Annotated in this window: 25 protein-coding genes and 1 pseudogene; 7 read left to right on the top strand and 19 right to left on the bottom strand. The window is 69.6% G+C overall.

Going from position 1 to position 22,271, the window contains the following annotated elements; all coding sequences use genetic code 11:
• The first annotated feature begins 48 nt into the window (after positions 1-48).
• On the top strand, positions 49-402 hold the full coding sequence (locus SD37_RS07890; RefSeq protein ID WP_037320738.1) for a hypothetical protein: 354 nt from the start codon (positions 49-51) through the stop codon (positions 400-402).
• Between the two features lie 295 nt (positions 403-697).
• Here SD37_RS07890 and SD37_RS07885 read toward each other — a convergent pair whose 3' ends face one another.
• The 4 genes from SD37_RS07885 to ctaD all read right to left on the bottom strand — a co-directional run bounded on the left by SD37_RS07885 (position 698) and on the right by ctaD (position 4,978).
• On the bottom strand, positions 698-1,102 hold the full coding sequence (locus SD37_RS07885) for an OsmC family protein (RefSeq protein WP_044852493.1): 405 nt from the start codon (positions 1,100-1,102) through the stop codon (positions 698-700).
• 10 nt (positions 1,103-1,112) lie between these two features.
• Positions 1,113-1,886 carry a peptidyl-tRNA hydrolase gene (locus tag SD37_RS07880; protein WP_044852492.1) on the bottom strand — a complete coding sequence of 258 codons (774 nt, stop codon included), beginning with the start codon at positions 1,884-1,886 and terminating at the stop codon, positions 1,113-1,115.
• On the bottom strand, positions 1,883-3,112 hold the full coding sequence (serB, locus tag SD37_RS07875; protein WP_037320748.1) for a phosphoserine phosphatase SerB: 1,230 nt from the start codon (positions 3,110-3,112) through the stop codon (positions 1,883-1,885). The genes SD37_RS07880 and serB overlap by 4 nt, the downstream gene beginning before the upstream one ends.
• A gap of 87 nt (positions 3,113-3,199) precedes the next feature.
• Positions 3,200-4,978, bottom strand: coding sequence for an aa3-type cytochrome oxidase subunit I (gene ctaD, locus SD37_RS07870; protein WP_044852491.1), 1,779 nt, complete (start codon positions 4,976-4,978; stop codon positions 3,200-3,202).
• Between the two features lie 137 nt (positions 4,979-5,115).
• On the opposite strand from ctaD, the gene SD37_RS07865 reads away from it, so the two are divergent.
• Positions 5,116-5,952 carry a phosphotransferase enzyme family protein gene (locus SD37_RS07865; RefSeq protein ID WP_044852490.1) on the top strand — a complete coding sequence of 279 codons (837 nt, stop codon included), beginning with the start codon at positions 5,116-5,118 and terminating at the stop codon, positions 5,950-5,952.
• Between the two features lie 64 nt (positions 5,953-6,016).
• Here SD37_RS07865 and SD37_RS07860 read toward each other — a convergent pair whose 3' ends face one another.
• Entirely contained in the window at positions 6,017-7,225 is a 1,209-nt protein-coding gene (locus SD37_RS07860) for a glycosyltransferase (RefSeq protein WP_044852489.1), read from the bottom strand.
• A 105-nt stretch (positions 7,226-7,330) separates the two neighbouring features.
• Positions 7,331-8,079: pseudogene (locus SD37_RS07855) on the bottom strand (alpha/beta fold hydrolase).
• A 40-nt stretch (positions 8,080-8,119) separates the two neighbouring features.
• Between SD37_RS07855 and SD37_RS07850 the strand changes: the two are divergent.
• Positions 8,120-8,620 (top strand): GNAT family N-acetyltransferase, encoded by a 501-nt coding sequence (locus SD37_RS07850; RefSeq protein WP_083254897.1) that lies wholly within the window; start codon positions 8,120-8,122, stop codon positions 8,618-8,620.
• 1 nt (position 8,621) lies between these two features.
• Here SD37_RS07850 and SD37_RS07845 read toward each other — a convergent pair whose 3' ends face one another.
• Both SD37_RS07845 and SD37_RS07840 read right to left on the bottom strand, forming a co-directional pair.
• On the bottom strand, positions 8,622-8,909 hold the full coding sequence (locus SD37_RS07845) for a hypothetical protein (RefSeq protein ID WP_037320762.1): 288 nt from the start codon (positions 8,907-8,909) through the stop codon (positions 8,622-8,624).
• A 26-nt stretch (positions 8,910-8,935) separates the two neighbouring features.
• Positions 8,936-9,688 carry an AraC family transcriptional regulator gene (locus SD37_RS07840; RefSeq protein ID WP_236725293.1) on the bottom strand — a complete coding sequence of 251 codons (753 nt, stop codon included), beginning with the start codon at positions 9,686-9,688 and terminating at the stop codon, positions 8,936-8,938.
• A gap of 51 nt (positions 9,689-9,739) precedes the next feature.
• Here SD37_RS07840 and SD37_RS07835 point away from each other — a divergent pair, with 51 nt between their 5' ends.
• Positions 9,740-10,303, top strand: coding sequence for a class I SAM-dependent methyltransferase (locus SD37_RS07835; RefSeq protein WP_083255250.1), 564 nt, complete (start codon positions 9,740-9,742; stop codon positions 10,301-10,303).
• A gap of 28 nt (positions 10,304-10,331) precedes the next feature.
• Here SD37_RS07835 and SD37_RS07830 read toward each other — a convergent pair whose 3' ends face one another.
• A complete protein-coding gene (locus tag SD37_RS07830; protein WP_044852486.1) occupies positions 10,332-11,456 on the bottom strand; it encodes an alkaline phosphatase family protein in 1,125 nt (374 codons plus the stop codon).
• A 51-nt stretch (positions 11,457-11,507) separates the two neighbouring features.
• On the opposite strand from SD37_RS07830, the gene SD37_RS07825 reads away from it, so the two are divergent.
• Both SD37_RS07825 and SD37_RS07820 read left to right on the top strand, forming a co-directional pair.
• The gene (locus SD37_RS07825; protein WP_044852485.1) at positions 11,508-11,723 is read left to right on the top strand and encodes an FmdB family zinc ribbon protein; all 216 of its coding nucleotides are present in this window, start codon (positions 11,508-11,510) and stop codon (positions 11,721-11,723) included.
• 96 nt (positions 11,724-11,819) lie between these two features.
• Entirely contained in the window at positions 11,820-12,782 is a 963-nt protein-coding gene (locus SD37_RS07820) for a mechanosensitive ion channel family protein (protein WP_044852484.1), read from the top strand.
• Between the two features lie 34 nt (positions 12,783-12,816).
• On the opposite strand, the gene SD37_RS07815 is transcribed toward SD37_RS07820, so the two are convergent.
• Both SD37_RS07815 and SD37_RS07810 read right to left on the bottom strand, forming a co-directional pair.
• Positions 12,817-13,200: a DUF6401 family natural product biosynthesis protein gene (locus SD37_RS07815; protein WP_044852483.1), complete on the bottom strand. Its 384-nt coding sequence runs from the start codon at positions 13,198-13,200 to the stop codon at positions 12,817-12,819.
• Positions 13,201-13,263: 63 nt separating this feature from the next.
• Positions 13,264-14,382 (bottom strand): trans-sulfuration enzyme family protein, encoded by a 1,119-nt coding sequence (locus SD37_RS07810; protein WP_044852482.1) that lies wholly within the window; start codon positions 14,380-14,382, stop codon positions 13,264-13,266.
• Between the two features lie 58 nt (positions 14,383-14,440).
• Between SD37_RS07810 and SD37_RS07805 the strand changes: the two genes are divergently transcribed.
• Positions 14,441-14,914, top strand: a complete 474-nt coding sequence (locus SD37_RS07805; protein ID WP_007028289.1) for an Lrp/AsnC family transcriptional regulator — start codon at positions 14,441-14,443, stop codon at positions 14,912-14,914.
• 42 nt (positions 14,915-14,956) lie between these two features.
• Here SD37_RS07805 and SD37_RS07800 read toward each other — a convergent pair whose 3' ends face one another.
• The 8 genes from SD37_RS07800 to SD37_RS07765 form a co-directional block, all read right to left on the bottom strand.
• Positions 14,957-15,298, bottom strand: coding sequence for a hypothetical protein (locus SD37_RS07800; RefSeq protein WP_145926549.1), 342 nt, complete (start codon positions 15,296-15,298; stop codon positions 14,957-14,959).
• Between the two features lie 123 nt (positions 15,299-15,421).
• Positions 15,422-16,255, bottom strand: a complete 834-nt coding sequence (locus SD37_RS07795) for a YwqG family protein (protein WP_044852481.1) — start codon at positions 16,253-16,255, stop codon at positions 15,422-15,424.
• 10 nt (positions 16,256-16,265) lie between these two features.
• Positions 16,266-16,631: a hypothetical protein gene (locus tag SD37_RS07790; RefSeq protein WP_044852480.1), complete on the bottom strand. Its 366-nt coding sequence runs from the start codon at positions 16,629-16,631 to the stop codon at positions 16,266-16,268.
• A 77-nt stretch (positions 16,632-16,708) separates the two neighbouring features.
• Entirely contained in the window at positions 16,709-18,484 is a 1,776-nt protein-coding gene (locus SD37_RS07785; RefSeq protein ID WP_044852479.1) for a 3-hydroxyacyl-CoA dehydrogenase family protein, read from the bottom strand.
• 375 nt (positions 18,485-18,859) lie between these two features.
• Positions 18,860-19,534: a dihydroxyacetone kinase phosphoryl donor subunit DhaM gene (dhaM, locus tag SD37_RS07780; protein ID WP_044852478.1), complete on the bottom strand. Its 675-nt coding sequence runs from the start codon at positions 19,532-19,534 to the stop codon at positions 18,860-18,862.
• Entirely contained in the window at positions 19,531-20,154 is a 624-nt protein-coding gene (gene dhaL, locus SD37_RS07775) for a dihydroxyacetone kinase subunit DhaL (protein WP_044852477.1), read from the bottom strand. The genes dhaM and dhaL overlap by 4 nt, the downstream gene beginning before the upstream one ends.
• A 1-nt stretch (position 20,155) precedes the next feature.
• A complete protein-coding gene (dhaK, locus tag SD37_RS07770; RefSeq protein WP_044852812.1) occupies positions 20,156-21,157 on the bottom strand; it encodes a dihydroxyacetone kinase subunit DhaK in 1,002 nt (333 codons plus the stop codon).
• Positions 21,158-21,226: 69 nt separating this feature from the next.
• A complete protein-coding gene (locus SD37_RS07765) occupies positions 21,227-22,225 on the bottom strand; it encodes a DUF3558 domain-containing protein (protein ID WP_236725292.1) in 999 nt (332 codons plus the stop codon).
• Positions 22,226-22,271 lie beyond the last annotated feature (46 nt).

The following is a 22,271-nucleotide window of genomic DNA, read 5'->3' as shown; positions in this document are numbered from 1 at the left end:
GACACGGCCGAGTACCGTTAACGGAACGCCGAAGACAGGGAGAACCGGTTGTCCCACGAGTCGCCCAACGCACAATCCCGGACCGTCAGCGTCGATGACACCGGAGTGCGGCGCCAGCTCGCGGACGGAAGCGAGGAAGCCGTCACGTGGTCCGAGCTGTCCGCGGTGGTGGTCAGAGTGATCCCTGAAGGCCCGTGGAAGGAAGACGTCTTCTTCATGCTCGCAGGCACCGACGGGAAGGGCACCGCGATCCCCAGCGGCGACCCGGCCGCCGACGCGCTGATCGAGCGGCTGCAGACGCTGCCCGGCTTCGACAACGAGAAGTTCATCGAGGCGATGACCACCGACGCCGACGAGGCATACGTGGTCTGGAGCGCCGAAGGCCACCCCGCCAAACACTGACCCCCGTGCTATGACGGTCCTTTCCTTGCGTCGTGAGTGGTAAGTGTCGTTAGAACGACACTTACCACTCACGACTAGGCATGATCGTTACAGGGCCGGTGATGGGCGCGGTGGCTCTGACCGGTCTGGCACGAGCAAGGTCGCGACCCGGGTAACCGCCCGACCAGGCCGTACCTCGCAAGTAGTCGACTAATTGCGACGGTCCGCACCCCATCAAGCACTAGAGCCAAGTGCTATGAAAGGTCCTTTCCTTGCAAATTTCGCAAGGAAAGGACCTTTCATAGCATCCGGGCACCTACTCGACCGGGAAGCTTTCCGTGACCGGGATGCCCTTCTTCAGCGTCCGGCTCACCGTGCACAGCCGCTCGATGGCGCGGTCCACCGCCGCCGCGAGCGCCTCACGGTCCTCCCCGGAAAGCGACGACACGTCGACGTCGAAAGCGACATGGACGGCGTCAAGCTCCGAAGCGCCTTCGCGCTGGTCCGCGGTCACGCCGACCCGGAACTTCGAGTCCGCGCCGATCCGGCGCGTGATGAGGTTCTCGGCGGTGACGGCCGAGCAGCCCGCCGCCGCGATCTGCAGTAGTTCGGACGGTGAGAAGGCGCCCTCGGCGCCCTTGCGGCCGATCACGACCTCGGCACCACGTTCGTTGCGGCCGACGAAGCGGTGCTCGCCGTCGCGCTGGACTTCCAAGGACACGGTTTCCCTTTCAGCTCGTCGCTGCCATGACCCGCTGCGCGATGACGGTGACCGTCCCCGGATCCACCTCGGTGAATCCCGCGTCCCGGACCGCGACGACCCCGTCGCGCCGCCACGAACCTTCCGGATCCTCGATCGGGCACAGCGCCTTCCAGACCGCGACCGGCGGCGTCCGCACCGAGCACCGGAACCCGGTCTCGGCCCAGGCGGCCCGTTCGGCTTCGTCCAGCAGCGAGGCCAGGATCATCGTCGCGTGCCCGACCTGGGCGGCCCCCTTGCCCACGGTCATCGCGACCTCGGGGTTCAGCAGCAGTCGCGGCACACCGTCCGGCGCGGGCCCCGGCTCGTCGGCCGGGAGTTCGCTCCCGGAGATCTGCAGCCGCGAGACCTCTTTCGGCGCGTCGACGACGCGGCCGGGCAGCAACGCCCGCGCCTCGGCGCCGTCGACCTCGATCGTGATGCCCGGCAGTTCCTGCACCGCGTGCCAATGCGCGCCCCTCGCACGGCGGGCGACCTTGCGGATCCGGCCGTCGACCCACGCCTTGAGCGGATCGTGCCATTCGCCCTCGGGCTCGGCGCGTTCGTCGAGACAGACCGCGATCGCGGCCGCCGCGGCCGCCTCCAGCAAAGCGGTGCGGGACGGCGGTTCGGCGCGTTCCATCCGCAGGATCACCGGCATGGCGCGGACTTCGGCGGGATCCTCGTCGGAGGTGTCCACCGTGTCCTCGGCGGGAAGGCCCAGCCAGTACGCGTAGCGCGCGGCAAGCGGCTCCAGCACGCTCATGGCCGTGACAGTTCGAGACCGTCGGCCGCGTCGGCCGCTTCGATCTCGCCCCGCGTGACGCCGAGCAGGAACAGCACGGCGTCGAGGTACGGATGCGAAAGCGCGGTGTCGGCGACCTCGCGCAGCGCGGGCTTCGCGTTGAAGGCGACACCCATCCCGGCGACGGAAAGCATGTCGATGTCGTTCGCCCCGTCGCCGACCGCGACGCACTGCTCCAGCGAGATCTCGTACTCCTCGGCGAAGCGGCGCAGCGCCGTCGCCTTGCCCGCGCGGTCGACGATCTCCCCGACCACCCGGCCGGTGAGCTTGCCGTCGACCACTTCGAGCTCGTTCGCGGCGGCGAAATCGAGGCCGAGGTCGTCCACCAGGGACTGGATGATCTTGGTGAACCCGCCGGAAACGACCCCGCAGCGGAAGCCCATCCGCTTCAGCGTGCGGATGGTCGTGCGCGCGCCGGGGGTGAGTTCGATCGACGCGGCGACCTCGTCGAGCACCGTCTCCGGAAGGCCTTCCAGCAGCGCGACGCGGCGCTCCAGCGATTCGCCGAAGTTCAGCTCGCCACGCATAGCGGCTTCGGTGATCTCACGGACCTGGGGCTCGACACCGGCGTGCGCGCCGAGCATCTCGATGACCTCGCCCTGGATGAGCGTGGAGTCGACGTCGAAGACGACGAGCCGCTTGGCCCGGCGGGCGAGTCCGGCCCGCTCGACCGAGATGTCGATACCCGCCTCCACGGCGGCGTCGGCCAGCGCGGTCCGCAAGGCGGCGTCGGCTTCCGGCGTGTCCTGGGCGAGCGAGGTGTACAGCTCCAGCCCGGTGACCGGGTAGTCGGCGACGCTGCGGATCGAGTCGATGTTGACGTCCAGCGCGGCGAGACGGCGCGCGACGTCGGAGAACGCCCGCGCGGTCACCGGGCGGCCGAGCATCAGCAGGACATGCGTCGAGTCCTTCTGGCCGATGGCGAACGGGTCGGCGCCGATGGCCGAGCCGATCTTCACCTCGACCTGCATCCCGACCGACGCCATCGCCTGCTCGACGTACTCCTGCAGGCCCTCGGGGTCGCGGTAGACCCCGGCGAGCACGCCGAGCACCAGCTGGCCGCGGATGACGACCTGCTCGACGTCGAGGACGTCGACGTCGTGGCGCGACAGCACGGCGAACAGGACCGAGGACACCCCCGGCTTGTCGGGACCGGTGGTGGTGATGAGAACTGGTGTCTGCGTCACGGGCTCAGTCTCTCTCAGCCGAGTATGAAAAAGGCGCGTGCCTTGCCCCTGTGTGAGGCAAGGCACGCGCCGATTCCGCTTATCGGGTCACTTCTCGCTGGAGTTGTCCTTGGTGTGGTCACCCGGCATGGCCGCCTCGGTGAGCACCTGGGACGGCGCGCGGTGGGTGTTGACCTTCTGCTTCCCGAAGAAGCCGATCTCACCTTCGGAGTGGATGCGCTCCATCATGTGCGGGTAGTGCAGCTCGAACGCCGGACGCTCGGAACGGATCCGCGGCAGCTCGGTGAAGTTGTGCCGCGGCGGCGGGCAGGACGTCGCCCATTCGAGCGAGTTGCCGTAGCCCCACGGGTCGTCCACCGTGACGATCTCGCCGTACCGGTAGCTCTTGAAGACGTTCCAGATGAACGGCAGCGTCGAGGCACCGAGGATGTACGCGCCGATCGTGGAGATCGTGTTCAGCGTGGTGAAGCCGTCGGACTGCAGGTAGTCCGCGTACCGCCGCGGCATACCTTCGGCGCCCAGCCAGTGCTGCACCAGGAACGTGGCGTGGAAGCCGATGAACGTGGTCCAGAAGTGCCACTTGCCGAGCTTCTCGTCCATCATGCGGCCGGTGATCTTCGGGAACCAGAAATAGATCCCGGCGAACGTGGCGAACACGATCGTGCCGTAGAGCACGTAGTGGAAGTGCGCGACGACGAAGTAGCTGTCCGACACGTGGAAGTCGATCGCCGGCGCGGCCAGCATGATGCCGGTCAGACCGCCGAAGAGGAACGTGACGATGAAGCCCATCGAGAAGATCATCGGCGTCTCGAAGGACAGCTGACCCTTCCACATCGTGCCGATCCAGTTGAAGAACTTCACGCCGGTCGGGACCGCGATCAGGAAGGTCATGAAGGAGAAGAACGGCAGCAGCACGGCACCGGTCGCGTACATGTGGTGCGCCCACACCGCCACCGACAGCGCGGCGATCGCCAGCGTCGCCCAGACCAGGCCCTTGTACCCGAAGATCGGCTTGCGGCTGAAGACCGGGAAGATCTCCGACACGATCCCGAAGAACGGTAGGGCGACGATATAGACCTCTGGATGGCCGAAGAACCAGAACAGGTGCTGCCAGAGGATCACGCCGCCGTTCGCGGGGTCGAACACATGCGCCCCGAGATGCCGGTCCGCCAGCAGGCCCATCAGGGCCGCGGTCAGGATCGGGAAGGCCAGCAGGATCAGGATGCTGGTGACCAGGATGTTCCAGGTGAAGATCGGCATCCGGTACATCGTCATACCGGGGGCGCGCAGGCAGACCACCGTGGTGATCATGTTGACGCCACCGAGGATGGTGCCGAGACCGGAGACGACCAGACCGGAGATCCACAGGTCGGCGCCGACGCCGGGCGAGTGGATGGCGTCCGACAGCGGGGTGTAGGCGAACCAGCCGAAGTCGGCGGCGCCACCCGGGGTCAGGAAGCCGGACATCACGATGAGGCCGCCGAAGAGGTACAGCCAGTACGAGAACGCGTTCAGCCGCGGGAAGGCGACGTCGGGCGAACCGATCTGCAGTGGCAGCACGAAGTTCGCGAAGCCGAAGAGGATCGGCGTCGCGTACAGCAGCAGCATGATCGTGCCGTGCATGGTGAACAGCTGGTTGTACTGCTCCTGCGAAAGGAACTGCTGCCCGGGACGCGCCAGCTCGGAACGGATCAGCATGGCCATCGCGCCGCCCACCATGAAGAAGGCGAACGACGTGACCAGGTACATGATGCCGATTTGCTTGTGGTCCGTCGTGCGGAACAACCGCAGCAGGTACGAACCCTTAACCGACTCGCGCGCGGGGTACGGGCGCGTGGCGATCGGCTTGGGGGCTACGGCCGTCACTCCTGCCTCCAACACTCAAACCTTGTGGTGGTCAATTTCCGGTCGCCGGGGCGGGTTCTCCGACCCACTCCGACGGCTAGTGGGGATCGTAGCCCTCACTACCGACAGTCGCGCGCACCGGCTGGCAAGATCGCGCCGTGACCGACGAACACACGCGTGCGGGAGTGGCCGCGGCGGTCGCCGTCGGTGACCGGTACGGGCTCCCGACAGGCACCCCCGCTGTCCTGCATTTCAAGTCGAACGTGCTGGTGAGACTGGGTCCGGTGGTGGCGCGGGTGCCGGGCACGACGCGCCTCGCCCGGCGGGCCCCCGAGGACTGGCTCGCGCGCGATGTCGCACTGTCGGAGTACCTCACGGAACGTGGTGTGCTCGTCGTCTCACCCACCACGGATCCCCCGGCAGGCCCGCATTTCGCCAACGGTTTGCCGGTCACTCTCTGGCATTACACGCCCCATGAACCGGGCGAAACCCTGTCGCCGCGCGAGGTGGCGGAGTCGCTCGCCCGGGTGCACGCCACGCTCGCGGACTACCCCGGCGAGCTGCCCGAACTCGGACCGGTCGACGACCTTCGGGTCCTGCTCGACCGGCATGGTCACACGATGGACGGCGCGGTGCCCCGGCTGCGCGAAGAACTCGCACGGGTCGCGGCGACCCTTCCGGCGGACGGTGCCCGGCCGCTGCACGGTGACGCCCATCGGGGGAACGTCGTCGCGACGGCGGCCGGACCGTGCTGGCTCGATTTCGAGGACACCTGGCGGGGACCGCTCGGCTGGGACCTCGCCGTCCTCTACGCGGACCTTGGCGCTTCGGCTCTCTCCGCGTACCCGGCCGAGGTCGCCCCTTCGTCCCTTGAGCCGTTCCTCGCGTTGCGTCGGTTGTTCGAAGTCGCCTGGCGGTTCGTGATCGCGCAGCGGTTTCCCGAGCGACGCGGGGAGGCCGAGGCGGCCCTGGAGCGCTACTTCCGGCGCGTTTAGTCCTCTGGATGCGGTAGTTCGCACTGCCGACCACCGCATCCAGAGGACTAAACGCGGGAGGGGGTTAGACGGCCGCCAGCAGGAGTTCCGCCGCCACCTCGACCCCGTCCGTCCGCACCTCCCCTCCGACCCGGCGCGCTCGCTCGGCCACCTCCGGCCGCAGCACCTCGGCCAGCGCGAGGGTGAGCGACTCCGCGTCCGGCTCGCCGGTGATCGCCGTCCCGACCCCGAGATCGCGGACACGCTCCGCGAAGTACGGCTGGTCGAACATCCGCGGGACGAGCACCTGCGGTACCCCGGCCCTGGTCGCCGCCGTGGTCGTGCCGGCGCCACCGTGGTGCACGGCCGCCGCGACCCGGGGGAAGAGCGCCTGCTGGTTGACGTCCCCGACGGCGATGCAGTCGGGTTCGTCGTCGATCAGCGCCAGTTCGGCCCAGCCGCGCGACACGATGGCCCGCCGCCCGTGCGCCCGCGCCGCCTCGATCATCGCCTTCGCGATCTCCTCCGGGGCGCGGATGCTCCCGAAGCCGAAGTAGACCGGCGGTTCCCCGGCGTCGAGGAACGCCTCCAGCTCCGGGGGCAACGGGCTGTGGTCCGGCAGGATCCAGGCGCCGGTCTGGTGCACGTCCAGCGCGGACGGCCCCCGCCACGGCGCCAGCACCGGATCGGCGGCCAGCCACGGCCGCTCGGTGAAGATGTGCCCGCGGACGTCGTCGACCGGCGGCAGGCCCAGCGGTTTCCGCTGCGCGTTGAGCACACCGCCCCAGTGCTCGTTCCACCGTCGTGCGTCTTCGGCCCATAAGGACGGGATGGCGGCATCGGGATTCTCCGGCGCCCATCCGGTGAAAACGGGCGGACGATGGTGCAGCGAAGGCAGCGTTATCGGGCAATAAGCGGTGAAGAAATACGGAATCCCTTTCCACTCCGCCACCGAATGGGTGGCGATGTTCAACGCCATTCCCGCGACGACGGCGTCGCAGCCCTCTGCCGCCTCCGGCAGCGTCTCGAACTGGTCGACGACCATGGCCTCGGCCATCCGGCGGCGCCCCTCCGGCGAAGCCATCGCCTTGGTCATCGCGGAATCCGGCTTCGCGGTCGACCGGAGCCCGGGCCCCAGCGGCGCGAAGGAGATCCCGAGACCTTCGGCCCATTCACGGAAATCCGGCGGTGCGCAGAGCCGGACGTCCTCGCCGAGTTCCCGCAACCGCACCGCCAGAGCCACCAGCGGCTGGACCTCACCCCTTGTCCCGATGGTGGACAGGAGTACACGCATGGGAATCCCCCTTCGGAAAATGTGAAGGGAGGAATTGTGGACCGGGAATGGGGGCTTGCCGCAAGCCCCCGGGTCCGCTATACCTTTAAAGGGGCGAGGGAGCCGTTATTTCGCGGGGTACCAGCCCAAAATCGCTTCGACGACTCCGGCCGGATCCTCCAGCGGCGTCAGATGCCCCGCCTCCGGCAAGACGACCAGTGTCGCGTCCGGCAGCGTCTCCACCAGGGTGTTCGCCGCGTCCAACGGGGTCAGGCCGTCCTCTTCGCCGACGACGACCAATGCCGGAACCTCCGCCGAGCGCAGGGTCTCGACCGAATCGGGCCGTGCCGCCATCGCGCGCGCCGCCCACGCGATCCCCGACGGCGGCTGCGACGCGATCAGTTCACCGAGCCGTGCGGCGACCTCCGGCCGGTCCGCGCGGGTCTTCTCGGCGAGCAGTCCCGGCGTGACGGCTTCGGCGAGCCAGCCGACACCTTCGGCCTCGGCCCGGGCCGCGACGTCGTGCCTGGCTTGCGCGGCCTCGGGGGTGTCGGCCGTCGCCTTCGTGTCGATGAACACGAGTCCGCCCACGCGTTCCGGTGCGGCGCGCAGCACCGCCATCGTCAGATAGCCGCCCATCGAGCAGCCGCCGAGCACGACCTTGTCGAGTTCGAGCCGGTCGAGCAGCGCCACGACGTCGCGGGCGGCGTCGTCCAGGTCCGGCTCCCGGTCGGTTTCCGGCAGCGGGCTGCGGCCGAGCCCGCGCTGGTCGGGAGTGATCAGCCGGAGGCGCGCCGAGAGCGGTGCGCGGACCGCGTCCCACATGCGGGCGTCGACGGGAAGGCGTGCAGCAGTACCAGCGGGAGATCCGTCATGGCGATAATTCTGTCGCACCCTGGCGCTACCGTCGGAACCGTGCTGACAGAGATCAAGACGGAGAGACTGTTGCTCCGGCGGCTGCGCGAGGCGGACCGCGAGAACATCGTCGCGCTGCAGGCCGATCCGGAGACGAACAAGTTCAACGTCGTACCGCATACCGTCGAGGGCGCGCGGGAGCTGTACGACGCCTGGATGAAGCAATGGGACGAGCACGGCTTCGGTTATCTCGCGGTGTCCGCTTTGGACGATCCGGAGGTGATCGTCGGCTTCGGCGGCGTCCGCTATCACGAGTGGAACGGCGAGCGCGTGCTGAACCTCGCGTACCGCTTCTGGCCGTTCGCCTGGGGCAAGGGCTACGCGACGGAGATGGCGGCCGCCGTCGTGGAATGGGCGGAACGGGAGATCCCCGAGGTCCCCGTGATCGCCAACATCATGGTGGCCAACGAACCGTCGATCCGGGTCGCCGAGCGGCTCGGGTTCAAGATCCACACGGAGGAGGAGTTCGAAGGAGCACCGTCACTGCACATGCGGCGCTGACTCACCAGCGGCCGGGACGGCGCCGGGACCGCGCGTCCCAGCAGGCCCGGTGCCAATGGCGGCGGTCGGCGATCCCGCCGGTGTCGTCGGCGGGCCAGACGACCAGATGCGGGGTCCCCGGCCGGATCTCGTGGTCACAGCCAGGGCAGCGGTAGTCCTTGGTGGCTTGCGCGCCGGGCACGGTCCGGACCAGCCACTCGCCGTCCGTGGCCGACTCGGAGCGCGCCCAGCCGGTGGACGCGCCGAGGTCTGGGCGTCCACCGCGATCGGGCCGGTTACGTCGAGGCACGCCGAAACGGTATCCGGAGCCGGGGCTCAGCCGCCGAAGTAGGCGCCCGGCGTCACACCGACCGCCCGGCGGAAGGCGACGACGAACGCGCTCGGCGAGGAGTAGCCGATCCGGCGGGAGACGGCAGTCAGCGGCATGCCCTCGGCCAGCAGCGGCAGTGACGCGCGCAGCCGTGCCTGTACCCGCCACGCGCCGAACGTCGTCCGGCATTCGGTGAGGAACAACCGCGCGAGCGTGCGTTCACTCGCGCCCGCCTCACGGGCCAGGTCGGCGAGGCCGCGCCGGTCCGCCGGATCGGCGATCACCGCCCGCGCGACGGTCAGCGCGCGGGCATCGGACGGCATCGGCACGTTGATCGGGACGACGTCCACCGCTTCGAGCAGGTCGAACGCGACGGCTTCGGAGCGGCGGCGGGCGTCGTCATCGAGGTCGGCCGAGCCGAGATGCTCCAGCAGTTCCCGCAGCAGCGGCCGGACGGCGACCAGCGTCGGCACCGTCCAGCGCACCGGGCACCGGTCCGTCGCGGCGTAGATCCCGCGCAGCGCGGCGTGCGCGGTGGCGCCGGTGCGATGGCGGACGCCCGCGGGGATCCACAAAGCCCGGGTCGGCGGCAGCACCCAGTGCTGCTCGCCGACGCTCACGTTCAAGATCCCCCGTGCCGCCCAGGCGAGCTGGTGGCCGTCGTGTTCGTGCCACGGAAGCCACGCGCCGGCCGGCAGGTCCAGCTCGCCGAGCACCATCGCCGTCGGCATCGGGGGAAGGTGGCCGTTTCCCGACATCGGTTGGCAGCCTATCGCCTACCGGTCACGGCTAGCTTCGGATTCATGCCGATGAACCTGGTACACCGCAAACTCTGCAGTTCCGCGCTGTGGGCGAAAGCCGTCGCGGCGGAGATGCCGGGCAACGTCGCCGGCTTCGATCTCGGCGACTCCGTCCTGGAGATCGGCCCCGGGTACGGCGCGACCACCCGCGCGCTGGCCCGGCTGGTCCCCCGGCTCACCGCCGTCGAGATCGACGAGACGTCGGCGGAGCTCCTCCAGCGGGAGTTCGGCGAGCGCGTGCGGATCGTCCACGGGGACGGCGCCGCGATGCCCTTCGAGGACGGCGAGTTCTCGGCGGTCGTCTGCTTCACGATGCTGCATCACGTGCCGACGACGGCGCTGCAGGACGCGCTCTTCGCCGAGGCGTTCCGCGTGCTCCGCCCCGGCGGTGTCCTGCGCGCGATCGACAGCTTGGAGAGCTTGCCGTTCCGGCTCCTCCACATCGGCGACACGCTGAACGCGCTCGACCCGGTCTCGCTCTGGCCCCGCCTCACCGACGCCGGCTTCACCGACATCAAGGTCGACCACGTCCCGAAGCGCTCCGTGCGGTTCTCCGCCCGGAAGCCCCACTGATCGCGTTTAGCCCGCTAAACGCGCTCTGTCAGCCGCGCGCCAGGACCAACGGGACCAGTTGTTCGGCCGGGGTCAGCGAGCCGTGCTGACCGACCAAAGAGGACTCGACGGCCTCGGCCAGTTCCCGCACGAGCCCGAAGCGTCCCTTCGACGCCACGACGACGTCGCCGATCCGCGGCCGGACGCGATCGGAGACCGGCCCGAACCAGCCCGCCTCGACGGCCTCGTCGCGCGACAGGATCCACGCCCGGTCACCGATCACCTCGCGCCAGGCCGCGAGCACGTCGGCCTCGGCACCCGGTTCGCTGTAGACGTGCCGGGCCCGGACCTCGCCCCCGATGGCCCGGACGCCGCCGAGCAGCGCGGGCGTCTCGTCGATGTCGAGCGCGCCCTCGACGGTCACCATCCCGTGATCGGCCACCACCGCGAGGAGCGCGCCGGACGGCAGGCCGTCCACAATGGACTCGACCAGCCTGTCGACCTGCCGCAACTGCATCCGCCACGGCGACGAGCCCGGCCCGTAGACGTGGCCGAGCATGTCGAGTTCGCTGTGATAGCCCCAGCAGAACGCCGGCCGCGTCTGGAGGCACCGCAGGATGCACGCCGCCAGGTCGCCGAGCGCGTGCACGCCGACGTACCGGCCGCCGGACTGGGTCGCGCGGGTGAGCGCGGTGTCCGCGAACTTCGCCGACGAGACCACGCTGGTGGTGATCCCGGCGGCCGCCGCGCGTTCGAACGTGGTCGGCAGCGGCTGCACCTCACGCGGCGGCAACGCCCCGCGGAGATCACCGCCGTCCACGTGACTGCTCCAGCGCAGGGCGTTCAGGACACCCGCGCCCGGAACCTCGAAGGTGTAACCGACCAGGCCGTGCTCCCCCGAGGCCAGCCCGGTCCCGATCGCGCCGAGCCCGGCCGCGGTCGTCGATGGGAAACCGACCCGCAGCGGCGACTTCGCCAGCTGCGTGAGCACGGGCGCGTCGGCGGCGTGCTCGGCCAGCAGCTCCCAGCCGAGACCGTCGATGAGCAGGACGCAGGCGCTGGACGCCTCGGCGAGGCTCAGCGAGTTGGCGAACCCGGTGGCACCGAGGGCGGAGAGGACGGACGGGACGACTTGGCCGAGGTGCGGCACATGCGCGGCGACAGGCAGTTCCACCCGGCCAGCTTGCCATCCCGGAGACGGGAAGGAGATGGGATAATGCCAGGCATGCCGACCTACGCCTACCGCTGCCGCGAATGCACCGAGACCTTCGAACTCCTGCGGCCGATGAGCGAGTCCGGCGCGCCCGCGCCGTGCCCCGAGGGCCACCAGGACACCGTCAAGCTCCTGACCACCGTCGCGCTGACCGGATCGGCGTCCGGCCCCGCCCCTGTTCCCGCAGGTGGGGGCGGTGGCTGCTGCGGAGGCGGCTGCTGTAGCTGACCACCCGATCGGGTGGCTATACGTGTGACGAAGTAGCCAACGGGTACTCCCCTCCCACCAGTCTGGAACCTCCAGTGGTGGAAGGGAGCAAGTCCAGTGGCCACATCAGCACTGGCGGCCGTCGATTTCGGTCAAGGCGTGTCCAGCGCCTGGAGTTCGGTCGCCACCTTCGTCCCCAAACTGCTCGCGTTCCTGGTCATCCTGTTCATCGGCTGGCTGATCGCCAAGGCGCTCGCCAAGGCCGTGAGCATGGTGCTCGAAAAAGTCGGGTTCAACCGCCTGCTCGAACGAGGCGGCTTCAAACAGATGCTGGCGCGTAGCCAGTTCGACGCGTCGAACATCATCAGCAAGATCGTCTACTACGCGATCCTGCTGATCGCCCTGCAGTTCGCGTTCGGCGTGTTCGGCCCGAACCCGGTCAGTTCGCTGCTCAACGACATCGTCGCTTGGCTGCCGCGCGCCATCGTCGCGATCGTCATCGTGGTGATCGCCGGCGCGATCGCCAAGGCGGTCAAGGACCTGGTGGCCAACGCCCTCGGCGGCGTCTCCTACGGCAAGGTGCTCGCGACCATCGCGTCGGTGTTCATCTGGGGTCTCGGCGCGATCGCCGCGCTGAACCAGATCGGGGTGGCCACCGCGGTCACGCTGCCGGTGCTGATCACCGTGCTCGCCACGGTCGGCGGGATCGCCGTCGTCGGTGTCGGCGGTGGCCTGATCAAGCCGATGCAGCAGCGCTGGGAGACCTGGCTCGGCCGGGCCGAGGCGGAGATCCCCGCCGCGAAGGCGCAGGCCGAGGCCTACCAGCGCGGCCGCGAGGACGCGCGCCGCTCGGGTGACGTGCCGACCGAGCAGACCACCGTCCACCAGCCGGTGTCCGCTGGACACCACGCCGCCGATCCGACCCGGACGCAGCAGGCCGGCGGCGGGATGCAGACCGGCGGCGGGATGCCCGCGCCGCAGCAGCAGTTCCCGCCGAACCAGGGTCAGGTGCCTCCGCACCAGGATCCCGGCCAGCGGCCCCCCGGTGGGTCAATGCCCCCTCCGCCGGAGTACCGCTGACCTGCAACGGGAACGGATGGGGTGACCGGCCGCCCTATCCGTTCCCGGTCGGCAGCGCTCGCGGATCGTCCATGGTGGCGGCCAGCGAGCACACGCCGACCAGGCGAGCGGTCAGCCAGTCGCTGGTGTTCCACGCGGCCAGGTCGGCCGGGGCACGGAACGTCCAGCCCCTGGTCCGGGCCTCGTCGAGCAGCCCTCGCGTGTAACCGGCGAGGAGTACCACCCCGGCGACCGCCGCCGAACCTTCGACCCCCGCCGCGAGGATGTCCCGTACCGCGGCGGAGTGCTGATCGAAGACGGCCGACAGCCCGGGAAGGGCCGCCGCGGCGGCGAGTCCGGCGACGCCGATCTGCTCGTGAAGCCGCGAGAGCGTGCTACGAGCCGAAGATTCCACCCAGGACGACACCAGATCTTTCACCCGACCAGGTTAGCCAGGCAGAGCGATTTGTCGACATCCGCGTGATCACGATCGCAGCGGCGTTCAGCAGGCCTTGAGTGCCTGGTCCAGGTCGTGCCACAGATCCTCGACGTCCTCCAGCCCCACCGACATGCGGATGAGCCGGTCGGTGACGCCGGCGCCGTGCCGGTCGTCCTCGGCGACGATCCGGTGGCTGATCGACGCGGGATGCTGGATGAGCGAGTCCACGCTGCCGAGACTGACGGCCGGGGTGATCAGCCGGACCGCGCCGATGAGCGCGTGCGGATCGCCCTCGACCTCGAACGCGATCAGCGGGCCCCCGATGCTCGGATAGTGCACCGCGGCGACGTTCGCGTGCGCCCGCAACCGCTCGACGAGTTCGGCCGCCGTCGCGGCCGCGGCGTTGACCCGCAGCGGAAGCGTCGAAAGCCCGCGAAGCAGCATGTACCCGGCCAACGGGTGCAGAACGCCTCCGGTGGCGAAGCGGATCTGACGCAACATGCCGGCGTCTTCGGCACCGCAAGCGACCACGCCACCCATGACGTCGCCGTGGCCGCCGAGGAACTTGGTCGCGCTGTGCAGGACGAACCGGGCGCCGTGCCGCCCCGGCCGCTGGAGCACGGGAGTCGCGAAGGTGTTGTCGACCAGCACCGGGACGTCGCCCGCGGCACGCACGATCTCGGCGATGTCGACCTCGCGCAGGGTCGGGTTCGCGGGCGTTTCGAGCAGCACCAGCCCGGTGTCGGGCCGCAGCGCCGAAGCGAGCCCTTCCGGATCGGCCCAGGTCACCTCGGTGCCGAGCAGTCCGGAGGTGAGCATGTGGTCGGTGCAGCCGTAGACCGGGCGGACGGCGACGATATGCCGTTTGCCCTGCGCGACGGCGGCGAGCAGCGACGCCGACACCGCGGCCATACCGGTGGCGAACGCGACGGCGTCTTCGAACCCTTCGAGTTCGGCCAGCGCCTTCTCGAACCGTTCGACGGTCGGGTTGCTCAGCCGCCCGTAGACCGGCAGACCCGACAACGAGCCCGTGGTGGCGAACTCGTCGATGCGGCTTGCCTCTTCGACGCTGTCCCGCGACGGGTAGGTCGTGGACAGGTCCAGCGGAGCGGCGTGGACGCCGAGATCCGTGAGATCGTCACGGCCGGCGTGGACGGCTCGGGTGCGGAGCGTTGCGGTCATACCGAGATGGTGCGGTTTTCTCCGGATCGGAAGCAATATCCTCGGATATCATTCGCCGATGTCGGATTCTGTCGAACTGAGCACGGTCGACCTCCGGATTCTGCGGCTGCTGCAGAACGACGCCCGGATCTCGAACAAGGATCTGGCAGCTGAGGTCGGCATCGCGCCTTCGACCTGTCTCGACCGCGTCAACCGCCTTCGCGAGTTGGGGGTGATCACCGGTCAGCGCGCGGAGGTGGACGCCGCCAAACTCGGCCGCCCGCTCGAAGCGCTCCTGTTCGTCCAGGTCCGGCCGCACCGGCGGGCACTGGTGGACTCGTTCGTCGAGCATCTGCTGGCGCTGCCCGAGGTCCGCGCCGTCTACCACCTGACCGGACCGGACGATTTCCTCGCGCACGTCGCCACCGCTTCGGCGACCGAACTGCAACGGCTGGTGCTCGACGAACTGACCGCCCGCGACGAGGTCGCCCGGGTGCACACGAACCTGGTCTTCCAGCACTGGAGCGGGGGACCTTTGCTCCCGCCCGGCTGAACGGATCGCCCGGGACGGGTCCCGGGCGATCCTCACCCCCGGCTAATCGAACTCGATCGAGAAACCGATGCCCCGCCGGTTGTTGGGACAGTAAGCGGTCGAGCCACGCCGGTCGCCCAGCCAACGCCACTGCCCCGGCGTCTCACCACCGCCCTGGCAGGTGATGCGGAACCGGTAGCTGGCCGGTCCCTTGCCGTCGCACCACCCCGAGTGACGGCCGGTCGGCACCCGGTCCTTGTTCCAGGTGCTGCACGGCGGCGCGGCGACCCGGTCCGTCCCGGCCTCCGCCGCGTTCGCCTGCACGGCCCCCGCCCCGGTCAACGCCAGTGCCGACACGAGCACCATCGTGGCGCGTGCCGTCCGTGATCGGTGAAGCATTCTCATCTCGTCCTCCCTCGAACCGAACTGAACCGACCGCGCCGAGCCTGGCGACGGCGGTGGAGGGCGAACAAGGTGCGAGGCCGTCCGGATGTGTCCCGATCCGTCCGGATGCGGCCGGACCGCAGGTCAGTCGATGCGGACCTTGAAGGGATGCGTGACGTCGGCGGGGCAGGTGAAGACGTTCAGCACTCCCCGCCGGTGGAACGACCAGCCCGCCGGCTCGCCTTCGGTGACCTCGCAGCCGCAGCCGACCTCGTGCTCCTCCGTGGCCAGCGCGATCGTCTGCCGCAGCTCGGCGCCGCATTCCCGGCAGTCCAGATCGGCGCGCTCGGTCGCCGACCAGGCCGTCCAGCCGCCGATCTTCGAGTACTGCCCCAGCTCCGGCCAGCCCTCCGGATCGTCGCCCGCGCCTTCGGGGATGCCGAGCGCGGCGCGGGTCTCCGGCGGGAAGTCGCAGAGGCGGGGCAGCTCGTCGATCGAGCACGGTTCGAACACGCAGGGCACCGGCAGGAGAGCGGCGTCGGCTTCCTCGGGCGCGGGCGGCGGGTCCGCGATGTGCTCGACTTCGCCGGAATCGCGCCACACCAGCCGCACCGCGGGCCCTTGGTGACGCGGGCTGTCGTGCTCCATCGGGCAGAACAGGATCTGCAGGACATCGGTGCCCTCCGGGAAGGGCAGCTCGGGGAAGTCGCCGCGGAAGAACTGCGCCGCGCTGACCATCACCGGCACCGGGCCGTCGAGCCGATGCCCGCTCTTCCAGGCGTCGTCGGACGCGTCCGGGTCCGGCGGCCAGGTCACCGGGCATTCCGGCCACGGCTCGTCCGACGGCCAGAGCAGCGGGCCGCCCAGGTGGCTTTCGTCAGGGCGCGGCTCGCCCGGCGCGGGGTGCAGCCGGATGGCCGTCCGGACCAGGTCGTTCAAGCCGGGGATCGGCATCCCGTCGTATGTCAGCTGGCGCACCCCGGCGAGCTTAGAGGTCCGGCAGCGGATCTTCAGGTTTTGCCGCGTCACGCATGATCTCCGCGTCGGCCGCGTGCACCACCGAGACGTACTCGTCGTCGATCTCGTAGTCGACGCCGCAGAACTTGAACCACGGCGTGGTCTCGGTCCGCACCGGCCCGATGCGGTGACCGCGCAGCGTCGTCGCGACGACCCGTTTCGGTGTCTTCCTCGACCAGTACCCCGTCGTCAGCACCGTGATCGTCTTGCGGGTCACCACGAAGAACACGCTGGGAGTGGTACTGCCGAGGATGTCGGCGGGGAACACGTACTGGATGTCGTCGTCCGGATCGAGGAATCCCCTGATCCGCTCCCTGACCCCCGAGGAAACCGGCATACCGTCCAAACTACCGGCCGGGTCACCTCTCGTGAGTGGCAATGACGGTTCTAACCGTCATTACCACTCACGAGGCCCTACCTGGCCGAGTAGTCCTTGAAGCCCTTCCCGGTCTTCCGCCCGAGCCGCCCCGCGGTCACGAGGTGCTCCAGCAGGGGCGCGGGTGCGAAGCCCTCTTCGCGGAACTCGTTGAACAGCGTCCGCTGGATCGCCAGCGAAACGTCCAGCCCGACGACGTCGAGCAGTTCGAAGGGGCCCATCGGCAGCCCGCAGCCCACCTTCATCGCGGTGTCGATGTCGTCGGCCTCGGCGTAGTGCGCTTCGAGCATCTTCACCGCGTCGTTGAGGTACGGGAACAGCAGCGCGTTGACGATGAAGCCGGCCCGGTCGCCGCAGTGCACGGGGTGCTTGCCCACCGCTGCGCAGACGGCGTCGACGGTCGCGACCACGTCGGGCGCGGTGGAGATGGTCGAGACGACCTCGACCAGTTTCATCACCGGCGCCGGGTTGAAGAAGTGCACGCCGACCACGTCCGACGGCCGCGAGGTGGCCGCCGCGCAGGAGATGACCGGGAGCGACGACGTGGTCGTCGCCAGGACCGCGCCCGGTTTCACGACGTCGTCGAGAGCGGCGAAGACGGCCTGTTTGACGGCCAGATCCTCGGCCACCGCCTCGACGACGAGGTCGACGTCGGCCAGTTCGTCGAAGTCCACCGCGGGCGAGATCCGGCCGAGCGCGGCGGCGGCGTCCTCTTCGGACAGTCTCCCCTTGACGACGGCCTTGTCCAGCGACTTCTTCACCTTCGCGACCGAAGCGGCGGCCTTGTCGGCGCTCCGCGCGCGCAGGATGACCTCGTAGCCGCGTTTCGCGAACACCTCGACGATGCCGGTCGCCATCGTCCCGGTCCCGACGACGCCGACCTTGCGCACTTCCCTCGGCGCCACCGTGTCCACTGTGGACGCGGTGACCGCGTCGGTGACCGTCGGTGAATCGGGCTCGTCGTAGGTGTAGAACCCCTGCCCCGTCTTCCGGCCGAGCAGGCCCGCGGTGATCATCTGCTTCAGCAGCGGCGCCGGCGCGTGCAGCCGGTTGCGGGACTGGTGGTACATCGTGTCGAGGATCTCGTACGCGGTGTCCAGCCCGATGAGGTCGAGCAAGGCCAAGGGCCCCATGGGATATCCGCAGCCGAACCGCATCGCCGCGTCGAGATCCTCACGGGTGGCGTAGCGCTGTTCGTACATCCGCACGGCATGGTTGAGATACCCGAAGAGCAGCGCGTTGGCGATGAACCCGGCGCGGTCGCCGATCACCACCGGCGTCTTGCCGAGTCGTTCGGCGAACGCGACGACGTCGGTGATCACCTCGGGCTCGGTGACCACGGTGCGGACGATCTCGACCAGTTTGAGGATCGGCGCCGGGTTGAAGAAGTGCATCCCGACGACCTTGCCCGGCCGCGCGGTGTGCACCCCGATCTCGGTGATCGACAGCGAGGAGGTGTTGGACACGAAGATCGTGTCCGGGCCGGTGATCTTGTCCAGCTCCGCGAACACCTCGGATTTGGCTTCGAGGTTCTCCGGGATCGCCTCGATCACCAGGTCCACATCGGACAGTTCCGTCAGCGACGTGGTGTAGGAGATCCGGTCCAGGAGCGCGCTCCGGCCGTCGGCGTCGAGTTTGCCACCCGCCACCGCCCGTTCGGTCGAATGCTCCAGATGACCCCGGCCCCGGCGCACGCCGTCGTCGTCGATCTCCACGGCGACCACGGACACGCCGCTTCGCGCGAGCACCTCGGCGATCCCGGCACCCATGGTGCCGAGACCGATGACTCCCACACTCGAGATTTCCCGCGCCACAACCGGCCTCCGGAGGTTACTCGCTGGTAGTTTTCTCCGATCGTGCCATGCCGGGACGCGGAAAGCAGCGGCTGTCACCCTCCTAATCGAGTAAGTGTCACTCGCCGAAGAGGGCTGATGGGTCCGTGAAGGCCCCCTTGAGGGACTCGTGTTTGTTTACCCACTGCTCCGGGCTCGAGTTCCAGGGGCCGCATGGTGCGTGGGTCGCGAGTGGTGAGGAGCGCGGATGCCTCATGCACCTCACCTGGGCGCTCGCACCGACCCACTCCTCGCAGCAACGCCGTGAAGGCCTCCTTGAGGGACCCAGAGTCCCTCAAGGAGGCCTTCACGGATTTGAAAATATAGACAGTCGGAGAAGCGCCCAGCGCCTTCGGCTCACTCGCCGAAGTTCTGCTCGACCAGCTCCTTGACCTTGGTGAGCGCTTCGTCGGCCTGCGCGCCCCGCGCCCGGACCTCGATCCGGTCGCCCTGACGTGCGCCGAGGGCCATCAGCGCGAGCACGCTGTTGGCGTCCGCGGTCTCCTCGCCGAGCCGCACGGTGACCTCCGCCTCCAGCCCCGCGATGCTCCGGACCAGGACCGCCGCGGGCCGCGCGTGCAGCCCGACGTCGTTGCGCAGCGTGAGTTCGACACTGCTTTCGCCGTCCTGCGCACCGCTGTCGAACGTCAGATCCGGCGGGGCGCCCGCCGAGGCGGCGGCTTCGGCGACGGCCTTCCGGTCCGCTCCGCCCTGCGCCGCGACGGCGGCGGCGATCGCGCCCTCGACGAGCGGCGCGTCCACGACCACCGCGGCCGACGGATCGGCGAGCGTTTCGACGGCCAGGTCGGCGGTCATCTGCGCGCTGCCGAGGTCGTACAGCAAAACGACTCCCGACCCCGAGTCGGCGCGTTGCGTGGCCGCGACGACCTCGTCGTAATCCGTGCCGATCCCGCCGTCCGGCAGGCCGCCCGCCGCCGCGATGGTGACGTCCGGCGCCATCTGGGCAGCGAGTTCGGCGAGCCCTTCGGCGAGTTTGGCGCTGTGGGAGACGAGCACGATTCCGACGCTCACCGGGCGGCCTCCGCGAACGCGCGCAGCAGCAGCGCCGTCGAACGGGCACCGGGATCGAGATGGCCTTTCGCGCGCTCACCGAGATAGGACGCGCGCCCCTTGCGTGGCACGAGGTCCACAGTGGACTCCGCACCCTTGTCCGCGGCGTCGGCCGCCGCGGTCAGGATCGACGCGATATCCGAACCGGCGGCCTCCTCGGCGGCGGACACGGCCGGGATCAGCGCGTCGACCATGGTCGCATCCCCGCCGACGGCCTTGCCGCGCGCCTGCACTCCTTCGAGCGCCGCGCGCAGTGCCTCGACGAGCAGCGGACCGTCCACTTCGGCCGCGGTGCCCAGTTTGCCCGACGCGCGCAGGAAAGCCGTACCGTACAACGGGCCCGCCGCCCCGCCGACCTTCGAGATCAACGTCGTGGCGGCGAGTTTCAAGACCGCGGCGGGGGTTTCCGGCGTCGCGGTGTCCAAAGCGGACACGATCGCGGTGAACCCGCGGTCCATGTTCTCGCCGTGGTCGGCGTCGCCGATCGCGCGGTCGAGGTCGATCAGCTCGACCCGATGTTCGGCGATCACCGTGGCCGCCGCCCGCAAGGCGGCGGCGAGCGTCTCGGCGGTGCAGGCCATCTCAGACTCCCCACCTCAGGGCCGGGGTGTGCACCGGCGCGTCCCACAACTCGGTCAGCTCGTCGTCCAGTTTCAGCAACGTCAGGCTCATCCCCTGCATCTCGAGACTGGTGATGTACGGCCCCACCAGGCGCCGTTCGACCACGATCCCACGCTCGGCCAGCAGCCGCTCGGCGATCCCGTGCGCCAGATACAGCTCGACCAGCGGGGTGCCGCCCATCGAGTTCGTGAACAGCAGGACCTTGTCGCCCTCGCCGAAAGGCAGGTCCGACACCACCGCTTCGACCATGCGCGCGACGAGTTCGTCGGCGGACACGGTGGGCGTCCGCTCGATCCCGGGTTCGCCGTGGATCCCGATGCCGAACTCGATCTCGTCGTCGGCGAGGTCGAAACTCGGCTCGCCCGCGTGCGGCACGGTCGGCGCGGTGAGCGCGACACCGATCGAGCGAACCTGGCCGATCACCTTGCGCGCCAAGGCCTCCACCGCGTCGAGCGCGTCGCCGCGTTCGGCGGCGGCCCCGGTGATCTTCTCCAGCAGCACCGTGCCGCCGACCCCGCGGCGGCCGGCGGTGTACGTCGAATCCTTGACCGCGACGTCGTCGTCGATCACCACGCTGCGCACGTCCAGCCCCTCGGCGGCGGCGAGTTCCGCGGCGGTCTCGAAGTTGAGCACGTCCCCGGTGTAGTTCTTCACGATCAGCAGCGCGCCCGCGTCCCCGGTGGTGGCCTTGACCGCGGCCTCGACGGCGTCCGGCGTGGGCGAGGTGAACACCGCGCCGGGGACGGCGGCCGTCAGCATGCCCTGCCCGACGAAGCCGCCGTGCAGGGGCTCGTGCCCGGAACCGCCGCCGGAGATCACCGCGACCTTGCCCGGTACCGGCGCGTCCACCCGCACCACGATCGCCGGATCGTCCTCCACGCGGAGCACGTCGGCGTGCGCCGCGGCGAGCCCCCGCAAGGATTCCGCGACCACCGTTTTCGGGTCGTTGATGATCTTCTTCAAGGTGGCCTCCGGCACGTCGGCGGGTGGGGGTGTCCCCTTCCTACCTCCCGCGGCCGGATGCCGCCAGCGTCAGGGCTTCGGCAGCTTCGAGATCACCGATTTGGCGATCTTGACCGCCTTCTCGCAGGACGCCACTTCGTCCTTCTTCTCGTCGTAGTTCTGGTAGATCACATTGGCGATCTCGACCTGGTCGTCGACCCAAGGCTTGTGCTGCCACTCCACCTTGCACTCGGCGGAGCTGCCTCTGCCCACCTTCTGGTATGCGGTGACGCCGTCGATCTGGATCTTCTTGCTCCCGTCGCGTTCCTCGGGCGGCAGGCCGTAGCGGAAGCCGATCGAGATCCGCGGGTTGGAACCCGGCGTCCAGTCGCAGGAGTGGAAGGTGGTCAGCGCGGTCGCGCCGTGCGGGGCGACCTCGTTGAGGACGGCGGTGTCCGCGGCGGCGCACGGGTCGACCGCGGTCAGCGTGCCCGGCGTGGACGGGTACTTCGCCGGGGAGGCGTGCAGGCTCTTCACGGCCTTCGCCGCCACCGCGCGACCGGTCGCGCACGGGTCGCCGCCGTCGTAGGTGACCGAAAAGCTCATCCCGCGCTCGGGTTTGCGCAGCGTCATCACGCCGACTTCGCAGCTCTTGCCGTCCTTGGCCTTGCGCTCGACCTGCGGCAGCCCCTCGACCGCCGTGACGGTCACGCCGTTGGTGGAGACGTAGGTCGACGCGCCGATGTCGACGCTGACCGAAAGCTCCTTGCCGCCGGCGTCGATGACCTTCGCCCGGCAGGAGCCGAACGAGGTGAGCGACGGTCGCGGATCCTCCGGGGTGCCGAGGCTGCTCAGCACGTCCTTGCCGACCAGCGGGCACGGGTCGATCGTGCGCATCACCGCGGGGGTGACCGCCGGATCGTTGATGTCCCCGCTCGGCACCTCACCACCGGAACCGGCTTCGGCGGCGACGGTGGTACGGGCGAAGTTGGACTTGCCGAGGTTCTGTCCGCAGGCCGACAGCGCGCCGAGGGCGGCGACCAGGGCCAGCGCGGACGCGATCCGGCGACGTCGAGCGTTGAGCAGCACGACGTGCACGGTAGCCGGACCGCCTCGCCGCTGTCCGGACAACCCG

Source organism: Amycolatopsis orientalis (assembly GCF_000943515.2).
GTDB classification, from domain to species: domain Bacteria; phylum Actinomycetota; class Actinomycetes; order Mycobacteriales; family Pseudonocardiaceae; genus Amycolatopsis; species Amycolatopsis orientalis.
This window is presented reverse-complemented; position numbering and strand designations above follow the sequence as displayed.